Origin of the sequence: Brevibacillus parabrevis (assembly GCF_022701015.1) — a bacterium.
Lineage (GTDB): Bacteria > Bacillota > Bacilli > Brevibacillales > Brevibacillaceae > Brevibacillus > Brevibacillus parabrevis.
Map to the genome: position 1 here is coordinate 2,024,628 of NZ_CP064090.1, position 14,956 is coordinate 2,039,583.

The following is a 14,956-nucleotide window of genomic DNA, read 5'->3' on the forward strand; positions in this document are numbered from 1 at the left end:
GAAAGCCCTGCCGCTTGTTTCTCCTGTTTCCTCGGCCAGTGTTTAGCTTTGGTCGGATTGGGATTTTTGAGGGATGATCTGGGGGAAATCCAGTGCGGCTAATGAACGATCTTTTGCATGGATGAGGTGCATTCAGCAATTGACTTCATGAAAAAACTTCATCATGTTTTCATGTCTTTTTGTTACTTACGTCTAACTCACCAGTCCTTGCCTTGCCCCGCCTAAAGTACCGATGAAGCGGACTACAAAGGGTCAGCCCAAGCAAGCTTCCTGCATTCAATCTTTCTTCGCCGCAGCAAAAGTACCTACCGATGACGCGTTCTACAAAGCGTCACCCAAACAAGCTTCCTGCATTCAATCTTTCCCTGCCACAGCAAAAAGTACCTACCGATAACGCAATCTCCCAAGCGTCACCCCAAGCAAGCTTTCTGTCATTCCGCATTTTCCTCAAAATTCCCCCCGGAAGTACCGATAACCTAAAAACATACCGCAGCTTCTTCCAAGCTATTTCACCTGTGTCTCCCGTCCATATGTCTAATTGAAAGACTTGAAAATTTTTCATGTAGAATTACGTCGAATCACGCTATAATAGGGATACTCTGATGAAAGGCGAAGGTTGGAAATGAGACTGAAATCCATTCAAAAATGCCAGCCGGGCGACAAGCTTGCCCGTTCCATCTATGCAGAAAACGGAACGGTGCTCGTTGGGGCAGGAGTTGAACTGACCCAGCGAATGATCGGACGCCTCATGAGCAAGAACATCAACAGCCTGTACATACAAGATGAACGCACGGACGATATCATGGTGGATACAGTCATTTCCGAGGGCACTCGCAGACAGGCGATGTCCATTATTCACGATACGTTTCGCAGTGTCCAGGAGGTACCGCAAAAATGGCAGCAGCTGTTCACGGACAAGAATCTGGGCCGTCAGCTCAGACAGGTCATGGCTGCGGTAGCCGACGAGCTGAAAGGCAGCAAATCGGCGATCAACCTGTTGGCGGATGCCTGCGCCTTCGATAATTATATTTTCAGCCATTCCTTTAACGTCGCCCTCTACAGTACGGCTCTGGCGATTAATACAGGCTGTACAGAGCGGGAGATTCTCGATGTGTCTATTGGCGGCATGCTTCACGATATCGGGAAAGTGCAAATTCCGGACACGATTTTGAAAAAACCGGGCCGCCTGACGCCAGAAGAGTTTGAAGTGATGAAAAAACATACCGAAATCGGTTTTGAAATGCTGCGCAGGCAAGACGACATCCCGTTGCTTGCTGCCCACTGCGCTTTTCAGCACCACGAGCGCTGGGACGGGTCCGGATATCCGCGCCATCTGAAGCAAGACCAAATTCACCCGTTCGGTCGCCTGATGGCGGTAGCGGATGTATTCGACGCCTTGACTTCCGATCGCATCTATCGCCGGGGAATGCTGCCCCACGAAGCGATGGAAGTGCTCTATTCCGGCTCGGGAAGACTGTTTGACCAGTTTTATGTAGAAGCGCTGCGCGACACCATCGCTCTGTACCCGGTCGGGTTGAGTGTCACGCTCAATACAGGGGTGTCAGGCATCGTGATTGATTCCAACAAAGGCATGCCAAGCCGCCCGCTCATTCGCATTTTGGTCGATGAAGATGGGCAGGAGCTGGCACAGCCGTATGAGTGCGACTTGTCTAAAATACTTTCGCTGATGATCGTCGCCTGCGGTGATCTCGTCTAGCCTGTTCGTTTACAGCCACTCTTTTTTCTTGAACAGGATGAACATCGTCAGCCCGATGAGCGCCATGCACCCGAGCACGACGTAATAGCCGTAGGGCGAATGCAGTTCTGGCATGAAGTCGAAGTTCATGCCGTAAATGCCCGTCACGATCGTGAGCGGCATGAAAATGGTGGTCAAAGCCGTAAACACGCGCATGATGTCGTTTGCCCGTCCGGCGAGGGCCGCCTGATAAGCTTCGCGCAAGTTCCCGATGAGGTCGCGGAATGTCTCGAAGTTTTCCACGATTTTACTCGCGTCCTCCCAAATATCGCCAAAGAACTTCCGCAGCTTCGGACGAATCAGCGGGAGTTCTTTTTTGTGCAGAGCGTCAATCAAATCGCGCTGCGGCAACAGCATTTTTCGCGCGTACAAAATCTCGCTTCGCAGCCCGATGATCTGTTCGAGGTGCGATTTGCGCGTCTTCATTAAAATTTCCTCTTCCAGCGCTTCAATCAAGTCCTCGATTTTTTCCGTCACATCAAAATAACGATCGACAATTTGGTCAATCAGGTGATACAAAAACGTGTCCGGGTGATTCACTTCTTTTTCCCTGATAATCGGAAGCATGGAGGCAAATTCGGGAGCTTCCTGCTTCGTTACCGTAATAATCGCATGACTGCCGAAAAAAATATTGATCTCGCGCAAAAAAATATCCTGGTTGTGAAAAGCAATGCCGTTTAGCACGAGAAAATAATGATCGTCGTAAATTTGCAGCTTGGGTCGCTGTTCTTCTTCGTCGATACAGTCCTCGATTGCCAGAGGGTGGAGATCGTACAGCGGCTGTAAAATATCCAGATCAAACGGAGAAGCGTCAATCCAAAAAAAGCCTTGTCCGGGTGCTTGGGTAGCGTCCTCTATGTCATCGATCTGCGTGATGATCCCGTTTTCGATCAGTCGTATCTTCATGTTCGCATCTCCTGCCAGTAGATTGAGAGGTCGGCGGCAGACGCGGCAAAATCCGTGTGAGAATCAGCTCATAAGCCGTGCGCAGCGCTTCGCGGCTGGGCGGAGCCTGTGCGACCCGCCGTTTTTCTGGCGTACTCACGCTTGCATCGCCTCCTGATTGGACTGTCATTCTCATACGTATGAAAACATGCTCGTCTGCTTGCCTATACGGTCAACATTCTTGGAATAGTGTACCGCACTTTCCATAAATTCATCTAGCCATTTTGACCAGCCGATGCGCGCAACAAAAAGGCATGGCAGCACAGCTTTTTTTGCATACTACGCCTAAGGTTCAAAAAAGCAAAGGTGGATGGATATGGACAAAAGAAAACGATTTGGCTGGGCAGTCATTTTGGCCTGTGTATTGATCGCGGGAGGAGCGGGGCCTGCTCTGGCAGAGGAAGTGCGCCAGCCTCAGCAGCAACCAGGCGTTTTTGAGGAAATCCAGATCAAAAGACAGGACGTGACCGGAGACGGAAAGCCGGATGTCGTGACGCTGCTCGGTCAACGCTTTGCTGCGGACAGCCCGTATTTTGAAAAGCTGAAGGTCATGGTCCAAGATCCAGTCGCGAAAAAGACGACCTTTTTCACGACGGCGTATGGCGGTTATCAGCCGGACATGGCCTTTTGCGATTTTATCGGAAACGGCACCAAACAAATTTTGGTGCAAGCGCCTACGGGCGGAAGCGGGGGAACGTCCGACTTTTATTTGTTCAGCAACAAGGACAACAAGCCTGTTGTGCTGCCCGTGCCGCAGCCTTTGACGATTTCCGGTTCGTATCAGGACAACTACAAGGTTCCGATTTTGATCAAAGAGACGAATCAGACTACGGTTCTCGATTTGTCCGATCGCAAAAAAATATACGAAGAAAACGGCGTTTACAAAAACGGCAAGCTGGTGACGCCCACAGACGTGATGCCGAACAGCTTCAGCGTGCTTGCGCCTGTCGACGAAAACCGCGATGGCATCTGCGAACTGAAAGGTGTGCAGCGGGTGAGCGGTGTCGCGAATGCTGACACGATTGCCTACGTCGAGTCGCTTTGGAAATGGGACAAGACGAGCTGGAAGCTGCAAAAAGCGGAAGTGAAGAAAGCAGAGATGTAAAAATGAGGGCGCCGACTTCCCGTTCGGAAGCGCGGTTGCCCTCTTTTCTTGCTCATTTGGTTTACACTCTAGATCAAACGGGTATATAATTGAAAGGATATGCCAATTGGAAATAATTCGTTTACTCTACCTAATATGGTAATTCCAGCCATTTTTTAATCGGTCAAAAGGAGTTCGGCGTATGAGTACATGTCCATTTTCCAGCCTGTTTGGATTAAAAGGAAAAGCCAAAAAGGAGTCGTTTTTCCAGGATCACAAGGAACAAGGGAAGGTAAAGCTTCAAGGACAAAACACCCTCTCCAGGCAACTGGCTCTGATTCATCTGACAGAGGAGGACTTGTCGATCGTCAAAGCGCTTCAACCGCTCATCATTCAAAATATTGACAAAATTGTAGATTTCTTTTATTCGAATATCGAAACTGAGCCATTGCTCATGGACATTGTGGACAAGAACAGCACGATTCAAAGACTGAAAGGGACACTGACCCGGCACATCACCGAAATGTTCAATGGCTGTATAGATGCTGCTTACATCGAGCAGCGCAGCAAGATTGCCATCATACATATGCGAATCGGACTGGAACCGAAATGGTACATGAGCGCGTTCCAAAATCTGCTCGTTTCTATTATGGACATCTTGAACAAGCATATTGCCGACAAGAACGAGCTGATGGTGGCCCTTACGGCGGTGACCAAAATTCTCAACATCGAGCAGCAAATTGTGCTGGAAGAGTACGAGAACGAACATGAGCGTGTTCGGCGTGCCGAGCAGGACAAAAAAGATGAGCTGCGGATCATGCTGACCAATTCCGCCCATGAGCTGGCAGCGGTATCGGAAGAAAACAGCGCGTCCGTCGAGCAGTTGACGGAGCAGTCGCGCGAGATGCTGCGCTATGCCGAAAACGGCACCGGATTTTCCAGCAAGGCGCAGGAGCTGTCCCGGGAGGGCAAGGAAAAGCTGGAGAAGCAGCAAGAACAGATGGGATTGATTCAGCAAAGCGTGAGGCAAATCTCCGGGGAAATGAACACGCTGGAGGACAATGCCGAAAAAATTCGCGGGATCGTCGATGTGGTAACGGCGATAGCCGAGCAGACGAATCTGCTTGCCCTAAACGCTGCGATTGAGGCGGCGAGAGCGGGTGAACAGGGACGAGGCTTTGCGGTCGTGGCCGACGAGGTGCGCAAGCTGGCGGAGCAGACGAAGAAGTCTGTCTTCGGCGTGCGGGAGCTGATTGAGAAAACGAACCAGCAAACAACAGTGCTGTCTTCGGTCGTTCTGGAAATTCAAGGGCTTGTTCAGTCGAGCAGCAAAATGACCGATGAGACGAACGCGTTTTTCGAAGGAATTATCGGCGCTGTAGCAGACAGCAAGGAGCAAAGCACGCACATTCAAAAAGAACTGGAAAACTTCTTCAAAGTCATGGAAGACATGAACCAGGCAGTGGCGCAAGTAGCCAGCTCTGCTGATGAGCTGTCCGAGATTACGGAAAATTTGTAGACGCGAAAAACCAGTACGACCGCTCTTTTGGCGGTGTACTGGTTTTTTTGTAACTTTTCCAATCCTACGTGGGGGATTGGACGGCGCGGTACTGACGGGAGTTTTGCAGCGGGGGCGTATACACATTGAGCGAGAGGACAGGTCCGTCTGTGTTGTTGCGAATGGCGTGAATCTCGCCGGGAGCGACGTAATAGCAATCTCCTGCGCTGACATGGGTCGTTTGTGCCCGAAAAACTTCGTCTTCGCGGTCAGCCGGGAGGTAGACGACATTGGTGAGCGTGCCGGATATGACCCACTCCCAGCCAAACGAGTCGCCATGGTTGTGCGGGATGGACTCCTGCCTGGCAGGAAGATGGATGAGAACGACCTCTACGTGAGGCGTGAGATACAAAATCTTGCGGCCATATGGAAGCTGTTCCGGTTGGGGAACGAGTGACGCGATATCGTCTGGGCAGAGCGCGAGTGAAGCGACAGCCTGCCTCAATTCGGTAGGACTGGGGCAAACAAGGGAGCCAAAGGCACGTTCCAATCGTTCCAGATTCATGACAAACCTCCAGGGCAAAAAAGATCTTCCCCCTTACCATATGAAAGACAGAAGCAGTCTGACGTAGGAGAAGCGCCATTTTTTTGCGAAGGTTTTCCCGTTTTTCATGACAAGATAGGAGCGTCTCGTTATGATGGGAGTACGGCATGAGTTGCCGCACATAGACGGTTAAGGAACGGCCCCCGTCGAAAGTGACAGAACAAAAACGAGTCATGATTTTACACACTTACACACGAGGAGGCATGCGCATGTCAACTGCCATAATCAGTGTACGCACCCCGTAGATGGGGGCGTCAGTCTGAACCGCCTGTGATCACCAGGAGGTTTGGTACACATGAACATGAAAAAGTATTTGTACGTCAATGCGCTGTCCTCGCTCGGATCGCGAATGGACTTGATCGCGTGCAGCGCCTTGATTTTTACGTTTGAACATAGCGCGTTTTGGCTGATGGCTTTTTTTGTCGCCAGACAGGTGGGCGGAATGCTGTTCAGCCCGTTTGCTGGCATATTGGCAGACCGGATGGACAGAAGACAGGCGATGATCGCAAGCGACATCGGAGCGGGGCTGGCTTTGCTGGCGATTTTGCTCATTCCGCATCCATACGTTGTCGTCGCGGCGGCTTTTCTCAAAGGGATGCTGTACACGCTGTTTGCGATCAGCTTCCAGGCGTCATTGCCGCAGATGTTTGGACCGGAAAAATTGGCTTGGGTGAACAGTCTCAAGGTGAGGCTGGAATCGTTTGTCGGCATTGTCGGCTTCCTTTTGGGCGGCTTGTTAACCGATCATGTCGGCTATGCACTCGTCATTGGAGCAGACGCTGCGAGCTTTTTGTTTTCGGCAGCAATTTTGACGCGGATGCGCTGGGAGAGCAGAGCTACGCCGGACAAGGCGGAAAAAGCCGAAGAGAAAGAAACGGCAAGCGGCGGGATGCGCGCAGCTTTTGTGTATTTGCAAGGAGCGCCTGTGCTGCTCGCGGTCAGTCTGCTGGCTGCGCCGCTGGCGATCAGTACGGCCGCGCACAACTACGGCTTGCCGTTTTTAGCCGATGGGCTAAGCCGTGGCGATGCTACCCTGCACGGACTGATGTGGTCCGCGATGAGCGCAGGCGGGCTGGTTGGCGCTTACTTCGCCGTCCGTTTTTCCGTTGATTTTTGGCGTGGCTTGCTTGGCGCATACGGGCTGATGGCGCTGCTGGTCGTGGCGGCGTTTGCTGCCGAGTGGACGGCGGCGGTGCTGTTGTTGCTCGGTTGCGCCGGGCTTTTGAGCGGGGCGGCACAGGTGTACGAGGGCACGCTTTTGCAGCTGGCCAAAAATGAAGTGCGCGGCAAGGTGCTCGGGGTGCAGGGCTTTCTCGGCCGCAGCGGCTTTTTTATCGGTTTTCTTGGCGCACCGCTGTTAACGGCGGCGTGCGGCTTGTTCGGATTGGTTGTCTGTGCACAGGTGCTGCTGATTTTTGCGCTCGTCGGACTGGGCGTGTACGTGCAGAAAAGCGGGGGTGTTGCCGACTCTCGTCGCTGATAGTCTTTTTTCCCTTCTCCTACCATAGGATGTACCAATTGGGAGGTGACGGGATTGGCCATATTTCGACCCCGTCGGCGTTGGAGGAACCCGCTTTCTCGAACGAAAGCGTTTTTGATTGCGCTGGTAATTTTTGTGGTTTTGTCGATTCAGTCGCTCGTCTTTTTGCAGCAACGGCTGGAACCGACGCTCTTGATCCTGGCAACCCAAAAAGCAGAGCAATTGGCAAAAGAAGCGATTACGGACGCAGTCACCAAACGAATTTCCCAGCAGGGCGTCGATTTCAACCAGATCGTCAAGATCGAGAAGAACAACGAAGGGCAGATTCAGGCGTACCAGTTTAACTTTAGGGAATACGCGAGAATTGTCGGCGAGACTACTTCACGAGTGCAGAACAAGCTTCAGGAATTTGAGACGGAAAAAGTCGATCGCACCATTCCGCTTGGCTTGGCGACAGGAAATACGTTTTTGGCGCAGATGGGACCGAATTTGCCTGTCACTTTTGTACCGATCGGCTCTGTGAAAACAAAGCTGGAGACAGAGTTGAAGGAGGCGGGCATCAACATGGTGCTTGCAACCGTCTACATTTTCGTGGAGGTCGACTTGCAGATTGTCATCCCGTTTGCCACCGAGGAGCAGACGATCACCACGAAAATCCCGATCACGCATTCACTGATTATCGGGGATGTGCCGCAGTATTTGTACAACAATCCGGAGGGCAAGCCGGATGTGCCCCGAGCGCAAATGGAAGGGGCAGACGATGCGCCATAGCGGACTTGGCGAATGGCGGGAAAAACAAAAAAGCGGCAGCAGCGGGCTGTCGCTTTTTTCGTTCCGTGAAAAGGTGTCGGGGAAATCTACTGCTCACCCCAGGTGACGGTCAGCTCAATCACGCCCTCCTGGCTGCTGAGCGGTCCGCCGATCATGTTCCATGAGGTGTTTTTCTCCTGGTCCTGTCCCTGGATGATGATGTTTTTATCGTCGATCGTCTAGGCGTCGTTCACGAGCTTTTGCGATTGGAAAAAGTCCTGATTCCCGTTTTCGCATCTAGTCGAACGTTATTAATTTGGTATACTTGACCAAATAATCATTGGCAAAAGGGGGAGAGATCCGACAATGACCAGAGCGTCGATAAAAGGCATCATTTTCGATATGGACAATACGTTGCTGCAATCCAAAATCAACTTTTTGGAAATGAAGCAGGCCATTTTTACCTTATGGGCTGAGCACGGGCTGTGCGAGCCGACTTTTGACTGGCGCAGCCACACCGCTTCGCAATTGATCGAAATGGGCAGAAAGTCGGGCCGGATGACGAGTCAGCTTGAGCAAACGATGTGGGAAGCCGTGACCGCGATTGAAAAAGCAGGGATGCACGAGGCTGTCCTGGAAGACCACGTCAAGGAAGTGCTCGCCCACCTAAAGGAACGGTATCATTTGTTCATTTTGACCAACAATGCCTATGCAGCCGCCGAGGAAGCGCTGAATCATACGGGAATCGCCGATTGTTTCCAGGAGATTGTCGCGCGCGAGCAGATGACGACACTCAAACCGCATCCGTCCGGGATTCACTACATCCGCGCCCAATACCCCAACTGGTCTGCCACGGCCTGGACGATGGTCGGAGATTCCTGGATTGACGGAAAAGCGGCGCACGGCGGGGAAGTGGCGTTTATCGCGTATCAGGGAGAGCGGGCGGACATGGAGCGCAACGAAGTGTCGCCGCGAGCGTACATCACGGACTTGCGCGAGCTGCTGGACATTTTGTAGCCGCGCTCGCGGAGAGCAGGAAAAGGACACTTCCACCTAAAAAAGTGACAGTTGACGAGAAATGTGTGCTATACTGTGCCTAACTGAATACCAGCCTTCAGGGTAGGGTGAAATTCCCGACCGGCGGTAATGACGAACGCACGTCTGAGCCCGCGACTCGCTATTGCTGTATGGATAGCGACTGACTTGGTGCAAATCCAAGGCCGACGGTAAAGTCCGGATGGGAGAAGGTGTCTTACAATAGCTTCGGCGGCTGTTTTTTCAAAAACAGAACTGTCACGAGGCTTGTTTCCCTACGCCCTGAGTATCGTTTGCTCGTGGGCGTTTTTTATTGGAAAACTGCATAGCGCAAAATCTTCAGGGCAGGGTGAAATTCCCGACCGGCGGTAATGACGTATGTACGTCTAAAGCCCGCGACTCGCTGATCGTTACGGTTTAGCGACTGATCTGGTGCAAATCCAGAGCCGACGGTAAAGTCCGGATGGAAGAAGAGCTGACCATGCTTTTTGGCATCCCTTTTGCAAAAAACGGATGCGATAAGGCTTCTTTCCTTATACCCTGAGCCGCTAGTGGTTTCGAGGGCTTTTTGCATTGGCTGGAATCCGTGCATGAAAGAGGAGGTTTACATGGAGCAGGACATGCGGTTCATGGCGCTGGCACTGGATTTGGCGCGCTCGGCAAACGGTCAGACGAGCCCCAATCCGCTCGTCGGTGCAGTCCTGGTAAACAACGGAGAAGTAGTAGGCATGGGAGCGCATTTGCGTGCAGGCGAACCTCATGCAGAAGTGCACGCTCTGCGGCTGGCAGGGCAAAAAGCGGCTGGCGCTACGCTGTATGTCACATTGGAGCCGTGCAGTCATCACGGCAAAACGCCTCCGTGCGCCGAGGCGGTGATCGCGGCTGGCATCCGGCGTGCCGTGATCGCCACGCTGGACCCGAATCCGCTCGTCGCGGGAAAAGGCGCGGAGAAGCTGTTGGCAGCGGGCGTGGAAGTGGTTGTCGGCGTGCATGAAGCGGAAGCGAAAAAGCTGAATGAAGTCTTTTTCCACTTCATCACGACGCGGCGTCCGTTTGTGACGATCAAAACAGCGAGCACGCTGGATGGCAAGATCGCTACCGAAAGCGGGCACAGCCGCTGGATAACGGGAGCGCGGGCGCGGGGGGAAGTGCACGAGCTGCGCAGACAGCACGACGCGATCCTGGTCGGAGTAGGCACGGTGCTTGCGGACGATCCGCTTTTGACGGCGAGACTGGACGGGCAAGCGCACGGCCGACAGCCTGTGCGTGTCATCTGGGACAGTCAGCTGCGCACGCCGCTCGGGGCCAACGTGATTCAAAATACGGATGCGCCCACCTGGATTTTTACGACGAAAGCTGCGGCGCAAGCGAAGCAGGAGGCTTTTGCGGAAAAAGGTATCCGGCTGTTCGTGGCAGATGAGCAGATTAGGGTGGACGAGGTGCTGGACACGTTGGGCGAATGGGGAATCACTTCGCTTCTCGTCGAAGGCGGGGCCGCAGTCAACGGAGCGTTTTTGCAGGCGCGGGCGATTCAAAAAGTGATCAGCTACGTGTCGCTGAAAATGATTGGCGGTGGTCAGGCGCCGACACCGTTTGGAGGACAAGGCTTTTCCACGATGGATCAGGCGGTCAAGCTGGCGAATCCGACCGTTGAGCAACTGGATGAGCTGGACTTGCGGATCAGCGGCTATCCACAGTGGGAGTGAGGACAAAAAAGCGAATCGGAGACAGACGGCTTTGTTTTGCCGAGGCCGATGGCTGCTTTCCGATGTTATAAACCGTGTAAAAAGAGGAGGAAAGCCGATGTTTACCGGACTGGTAGAAGAGCTGGGCACGGTGGAATCGCTCACGGGCAACGATCAGGCGAGTCAGCTCGTGATCCGGGCGCAGCGGGTGCTTGAAGGTGTGCAGCTGGGCGACAGCATCGCAGTCAACGGGATTTGCCTGACGGTTACTTCGTTTACGCAGCGGCATTTTCAGGTCGACGTCATGCCGGAAACGATGAAAAAGACGAGCCTGCGCCATCTGCGAGCGGGCCAGCGAGTCAACCTGGAGCGGGCGATGCGCTTGGGCGACCGTTTTGGCGGGCATATCGTCTCCGGGCACGTGGACGGGACAGGCACGATCGTGTCGCGACAGCCGCACGCCAACGCTGTGCTGTTTACGATCGAAGCGAGCGCGGAGCTGTTGAAATACGTCATCGAGCGCGGCTCGATTTGCGTGGATGGCATCAGTCTCACTGTGGTGGAAGCTGCGGATACGCATTTCAGCGTGTCGATCATCCCGCACACGCTGGCGCAGACCAGCTTGCAGGATCGGCGTGCAGGCGATCAGGTGAATCTGGAGACAGACGTCATCGGCAAGTATGTAGAGCGGCTTTTGGGCGATCGCGGCCAGCAAAGGAGCGGGCAAGCGGCAGGCTCGACGATCAGCATGGCTTTTTTGCAGGAAAATGGATTTGTCTGAACGAGGAGGGAAGTCCCATGTTTCATCAGATAGAAGAGGCATTGGAAGATTTGCGCCAAGGGCAAGCGATTATCGTAGTGGATGACGAAGATCGGGAAAACGAAGGGGATTTCGTCTGCCTGGCGGAAGCGGCGACACCGGAGATGATCAACTTCATGGCAACGCATGGGCGCGGGCTGGTCTGCGTGCCGATTACGCAAGAGCGCGCGGCCAGATTGAAGCTTGCTCCGATGGTCGAAGACAACACAGACAAGCAAGGGACGGCTTTTACCGTCTCGATTGATGAGGCGAGCACGCATACGGGAATCTCAGCCCATGAGCGTTCGCAGACAGTGCTGGCGATGCTGGATGAGCAGAAGACAGCCGAAGATTTCCGCAAGCCGGGGCATATTTTTCCGTTGATAGCAAAAGCGGGCGGCGTGTTGCGCCGGGCTGGTCACACGGAGGCGGCCGTCGATCTCGCGGAGATGGCTGGCAGTGCTGCGGCAGGCGTGATTTGCGAGATTATGAATGAAGACGGCTCGATGGCCCGGTTGCCGCAGTTGGTAGAGATTGCGCGGCGGTTTGAGCTGAAGCTGATCACGATTGCCGATTTGATCGCGTATCGGATGCGCACGGAATCGCATGTGCACAAAGAAATCGAAGTGAATCTCCCGACGAGCTTCGGCGATTTTCGGATCGCGGCCTATACGAACGAAGTAGATGGCAAGGAACACGTAGCGCTCATCAAGGGCGAGATCGACTCGGACAAGCCGGTTCTCGTCCGGGTGCACTCCGAATGCTTGACCGGGGATATTTTTGGCTCCGAGCGATGCGACTGCGGGCCGCAACTGCATGCTGCGCTTGCGCAAATCGAGGCGGAGGGCGCGGGCATTCTTTTGTACATGCGCCAAGAAGGACGCGGCATCGGGCTGATTAACAAGCTCAAGGCGTACAAGCTCCAGGAGGAAGGGCTTGATACGGTGGAAGCAAACGAAAAGCTGGGCTTTGCGGCCGATTTGCGAGAGTACGGGATTGGTGCGCAAATTCTTCGCGACCTCGGAGTGCGCAGGATGCGCCTTTTGACCAACAATCCTCGCAAAATTCGCGGGCTGGACGGCTACGGGCTGAAAGTAGAAGAAAGAGTGCCGTTGCAAATGCAGGTGCAACCGCACAATCAGCGATATTTGACAACCAAGCAAACGAAGCTGGGGCACTTGCTCCACCTATAATGCAAAGGAGAGTGAACGGAATGAGAACATTTGAAGGACATCTGGTAGGGACAGGACTGCGCGTAGGGATTGTAGCAGGGCGATTTAACGAACTGATCGTCAGCAAGCTGGTTGGCGGCGCTCTCGATGCTTTGAAGCGCCACGGTGTGGAAGAGGAAAACGTCGATGTGGCATGGGTGCCAGGCGCATTTGAAATTCCGCTGATTGCCAAAAAAATGGCGGAATCCGGCCGTTACGACGCGGTAGTGACGCTGGGCGCCGTGATTCGCGGCGCAACTCCGCACTTTGATTACGTGTGCAACGAAGCGGCCAAAGGAGTTGCTTCCTTGTCGCTGTCCACAGGGATTCCGGTTATTTTCGGCGTGCTGACGACAGACAATATTGAGCAAGCGATTGAGCGTGCTGGAACGAAAGCAGGCAACAAAGGCTGGGAGGCCGCTGCGGCTGCGATTGAAATGGCGAATCTGTCGAAGCAGTTTGCCTAAACGAGAACAGTATAGAATGAGAAGGCGAGAAGCGGGGGCTGAGGCTCCCGTTTTTGCATGGATAAAAACGCCTATGGATGGATAAAATCACCACCTATCGGTCAAAGTAAGAAGGATTTTCCTGTAGATCGGGGGATTCAAGATGGAGCCGACAGATTGGTGGAGAGCGCAAGTATTCAAAGTGGCACAAGCCAAGAGCGGTGGCGCGTCGCCTTCGCGTGGCGAGCGAATCACGCCGGAAATGATCAAACAGCAAATGCACAACGTGGATGACCTCAGCAGCCTGGCTTTGACGATCAATGACGAAGAGGTTCACGTTTTTTTTCTAGATACGATGGTGGAACTGGCGCAGTTGTATGAAAACGTGTTTTTGCCGTTGCAGCGCTCGGACGGCAGAGATCCGTTGACCGTGCTTCCTTACGCGCAGCCGTGTCGCGAAGGCAACCTGGACTTGCTGCTTGCCAATTTGCTGCGCGGCCATACGATCCTGTTTTTTCTGGAACGGGAGCTTATTTTGCACGTCAATACGTTTCAGGTCGAGCATCGTGCGATTACCAAGTCGGAGAGCGAGGCGACGGTTCTCGGCCCGCAGGATTCGTTTGTGGAGATGCTGGAGATCAACCTGTCGCTCTTGCGCCGCAGATTGACGACGCCCAACCTGAAAATTGTCGCCTACACGATCGGCACAGAGACGCAAAACCGGGTAGCGGTCCTGTACCTGGAAAATATCGCGAACGAGATCAACGTCGAACGCGTGAAGACACGCATCCAAAACGTCGAGTATCAGGGCTTCGTCGGACTGCCTGTTTTGAAACAAATGCTCGAAGACAAGCCGTACTCGCCGTTTCCCCAGTTCGGGCTGACCAGTCGCCCGGACAATGTGGCAGCGGCACTGCTGGATGGCAGAATCATCATTATGCTGAACGGAAGCCCTGAAGCGGCGATCTGCCCGGCCTCTTTTCTGGAGATGTTCAGCAGCCCCGAGGATTTCTACAATCGCTGGTTAACGGCGAGCTTGCTGCGAATGATCCGCTTTTTCGGGCTGTTTGTGACGATTTTGCTTACTTCCAGCTACGTATCCGTCCTGACTTTTCACCCGGAAATGCTCCCTCCCGCCTTGCTGACGATTTTGTCTGAATCGCGCAGCCAGGTGCCTTTTCCTCCGGTCATCGAAGTGATCTTCATCGAGCTGGTTATCGAGATTTTGCGTGAAGCCGGGATACGCATGCCGACGAAAATCGGTCAGACGATCGGGATCGTGGGCGGGATTGTCATCGGAACAGCGTCCGTTCAAGCGGGATTGGCCAGCAACATCTTGATTGTTCTCGTCTCCGTCTCGGCCCTGCTTTCGTTTGTTCCGCCCAATTTTTTGATGAGCAACGCGATTCGTCTCGTTCGTTACGGTTTTATTTTGATGGCAGGCATGATGGGGATGTACGGTCAGATGCTGATGCTTGCTTTTTTGTTTGCGCATTTGCTCAACCTGACCTCTTTGGGCACTCCTTACATGGCTCCGGGTGTGCCGCGCCAGTGGACGGATTTGTTTAATGGCCTGGTGCGCGCGCCGATGAAGTTCATCGTCTATCGCAACCGCATGTCCAGAGCAAAACGCAAACAGGCGCGGCCCGTTGGTGAGGAGTAG

The 14,956-nt window shown here is 53.5% G+C and carries 14 protein-coding genes and 2 riboswitches; of the genes, 11 read left to right on the top strand and 3 right to left on the bottom strand.

Annotated features, from left to right (window positions below; all coding sequences use genetic code 11):
- Positions 1-622 precede the first annotated feature (622 nt).
- A complete protein-coding gene (locus IRJ17_RS09630; protein ID WP_173596733.1) occupies positions 623-1,717 on the top strand; it encodes an HD-GYP domain-containing protein in 1,095 nt (364 codons plus the stop codon).
- A 9-nt stretch (positions 1,718-1,726) separates the two neighbouring features.
- Here IRJ17_RS09630 and corA read toward each other — a convergent pair whose 3' ends face one another.
- On the bottom strand, positions 1,727-2,662 hold the full coding sequence (gene corA / locus IRJ17_RS09635; RefSeq protein WP_122964480.1) for a magnesium/cobalt transporter CorA: 936 nt from the start codon (positions 2,660-2,662) through the stop codon (positions 1,727-1,729).
- Positions 2,616-2,801 (bottom strand): hypothetical protein, encoded by a 186-nt coding sequence (locus IRJ17_RS09640; protein ID WP_141254221.1) that lies wholly within the window; start codon positions 2,799-2,801, stop codon positions 2,616-2,618. The genes corA and IRJ17_RS09640 overlap by 47 nt, the downstream gene beginning before the upstream one ends.
- 216 nt (positions 2,802-3,017) lie before the next feature.
- Here IRJ17_RS09640 and IRJ17_RS09645 point away from each other — a divergent pair, with 216 nt between their 5' ends.
- Complete coding sequence (locus IRJ17_RS09645) at positions 3,018-3,806, top strand: hypothetical protein (protein ID WP_173599639.1); 789 nt, start codon at positions 3,018-3,020, stop codon at positions 3,804-3,806.
- A 181-nt stretch (positions 3,807-3,987) separates the two neighbouring features.
- Positions 3,988-5,304 carry a globin-coupled sensor protein gene (locus IRJ17_RS09650; protein WP_122964481.1) on the top strand — a complete coding sequence of 439 codons (1,317 nt, stop codon included), beginning with the start codon at positions 3,988-3,990 and terminating at the stop codon, positions 5,302-5,304.
- Between the two features lie 64 nt (positions 5,305-5,368).
- Here the strand turns inward: IRJ17_RS09650 and IRJ17_RS09655 are convergent, their stop codons facing one another.
- Positions 5,369-5,848 (bottom strand): cysteine dioxygenase, encoded by a 480-nt coding sequence (locus tag IRJ17_RS09655; protein ID WP_173596735.1) that lies wholly within the window; start codon positions 5,846-5,848, stop codon positions 5,369-5,371.
- Between the two features lie 334 nt (positions 5,849-6,182).
- Here IRJ17_RS09655 and IRJ17_RS09660 point away from each other — a divergent pair, with 334 nt between their 5' ends.
- The 8 genes from IRJ17_RS09660 to IRJ17_RS09695 all read left to right on the top strand — a co-directional run bounded on the left by IRJ17_RS09660 (position 6,183) and on the right by IRJ17_RS09695 (position 14,956).
- Positions 6,183-7,367, top strand: a complete 1,185-nt coding sequence (locus tag IRJ17_RS09660; RefSeq protein ID WP_242774459.1) for an MFS transporter — start codon at positions 6,183-6,185, stop codon at positions 7,365-7,367.
- Between the two features lie 45 nt (positions 7,368-7,412).
- On the top strand, positions 7,413-8,138 hold the full coding sequence (yunB, locus tag IRJ17_RS09665; RefSeq protein ID WP_122964484.1) for a sporulation protein YunB: 726 nt from the start codon (positions 7,413-7,415) through the stop codon (positions 8,136-8,138).
- A 345-nt stretch (positions 8,139-8,483) separates the two neighbouring features.
- Positions 8,484-9,134, top strand: a complete 651-nt coding sequence (locus tag IRJ17_RS09670) for an HAD family hydrolase (RefSeq protein ID WP_122964485.1) — start codon at positions 8,484-8,486, stop codon at positions 9,132-9,134.
- Positions 9,135-9,223: 89 nt separating this feature from the next.
- A riboswitch (FMN riboswitch) is annotated at positions 9,224-9,370 on the top strand.
- 113 nt (positions 9,371-9,483) lie between these two features.
- A riboswitch (FMN riboswitch) is annotated at positions 9,484-9,631 on the top strand.
- 129 nt (positions 9,632-9,760) lie between these two features.
- A complete protein-coding gene (ribD, locus tag IRJ17_RS09675; RefSeq protein WP_242774461.1) occupies positions 9,761-10,858 on the top strand; it encodes a bifunctional diaminohydroxyphosphoribosylaminopyrimidine deaminase/5-amino-6-(5-phosphoribosylamino)uracil reductase RibD in 1,098 nt (365 codons plus the stop codon).
- Positions 10,859-10,955: 97 nt separating this feature from the next.
- The gene (locus tag IRJ17_RS09680) at positions 10,956-11,618 is read left to right on the top strand and encodes a riboflavin synthase (protein WP_122964487.1); all 663 of its coding nucleotides are present in this window, start codon (positions 10,956-10,958) and stop codon (positions 11,616-11,618) included.
- A 17-nt stretch (positions 11,619-11,635) separates the two neighbouring features.
- Positions 11,636-12,829 carry a bifunctional 3,4-dihydroxy-2-butanone-4-phosphate synthase/GTP cyclohydrolase II gene (locus IRJ17_RS09685; RefSeq protein WP_242774463.1) on the top strand — a complete coding sequence of 398 codons (1,194 nt, stop codon included), beginning with the start codon at positions 11,636-11,638 and terminating at the stop codon, positions 12,827-12,829.
- Positions 12,830-12,849: 20 nt separating this feature from the next.
- The gene (ribH, locus tag IRJ17_RS09690; RefSeq protein ID WP_122964489.1) at positions 12,850-13,314 is read left to right on the top strand and encodes a 6,7-dimethyl-8-ribityllumazine synthase; all 465 of its coding nucleotides are present in this window, start codon (positions 12,850-12,852) and stop codon (positions 13,312-13,314) included.
- 142 nt (positions 13,315-13,456) lie between these two features.
- Entirely contained in the window at positions 13,457-14,956 is a 1,500-nt protein-coding gene (locus IRJ17_RS09695) for a spore germination protein (protein WP_173596740.1), read from the top strand.

Excerpts from the sequence above, each read along its gene's own strand:
- IRJ17_RS09630 (WP_173596733.1), top strand. The coding sequence starts at position 623 with ATGAGACTGAAATCCATTCAAAAATGCCAGCCGGGCGACAAGCTTGCC.
- corA (WP_122964480.1), bottom strand. The coding sequence starts at position 2,662 with ATGAAGATACGACTGATCGAAAACGGGATCATCACGCAGATCGATGAC.
- IRJ17_RS09645 (WP_173599639.1), top strand. The coding sequence starts at position 3,018 with ATGGACAAAAGAAAACGATTTGGCTGGGCAGTCATTTTGGCCTGTGTA.
- IRJ17_RS09650 (WP_122964481.1), top strand. The coding sequence starts at position 3,988 with ATGAGTACATGTCCATTTTCCAGCCTGTTTGGATTAAAAGGAAAAGCC.
- IRJ17_RS09655 (WP_173596735.1), bottom strand. The coding sequence starts at position 5,848 with ATGAATCTGGAACGATTGGAACGTGCCTTTGGCTCCCTTGTTTGCCCC.
- IRJ17_RS09660 (WP_242774459.1), top strand. The coding sequence starts at position 6,183 with ATGAACATGAAAAAGTATTTGTACGTCAATGCGCTGTCCTCGCTCGGA.
- IRJ17_RS09670 (WP_122964485.1), top strand. The coding sequence starts at position 8,484 with ATGACCAGAGCGTCGATAAAAGGCATCATTTTCGATATGGACAATACG.
- ribD (WP_242774461.1), top strand. The coding sequence starts at position 9,761 with ATGGAGCAGGACATGCGGTTCATGGCGCTGGCACTGGATTTGGCGCGC.
- IRJ17_RS09680 (WP_122964487.1), top strand. The coding sequence starts at position 10,956 with ATGTTTACCGGACTGGTAGAAGAGCTGGGCACGGTGGAATCGCTCACG.
- IRJ17_RS09685 (WP_242774463.1), top strand. The coding sequence starts at position 11,636 with ATGTTTCATCAGATAGAAGAGGCATTGGAAGATTTGCGCCAAGGGCAA.
- ribH (WP_122964489.1), top strand. The coding sequence starts at position 12,850 with ATGAGAACATTTGAAGGACATCTGGTAGGGACAGGACTGCGCGTAGGG.
- IRJ17_RS09695 (WP_173596740.1), top strand. The coding sequence starts at position 13,457 with ATGGAGCCGACAGATTGGTGGAGAGCGCAAGTATTCAAAGTGGCACAA.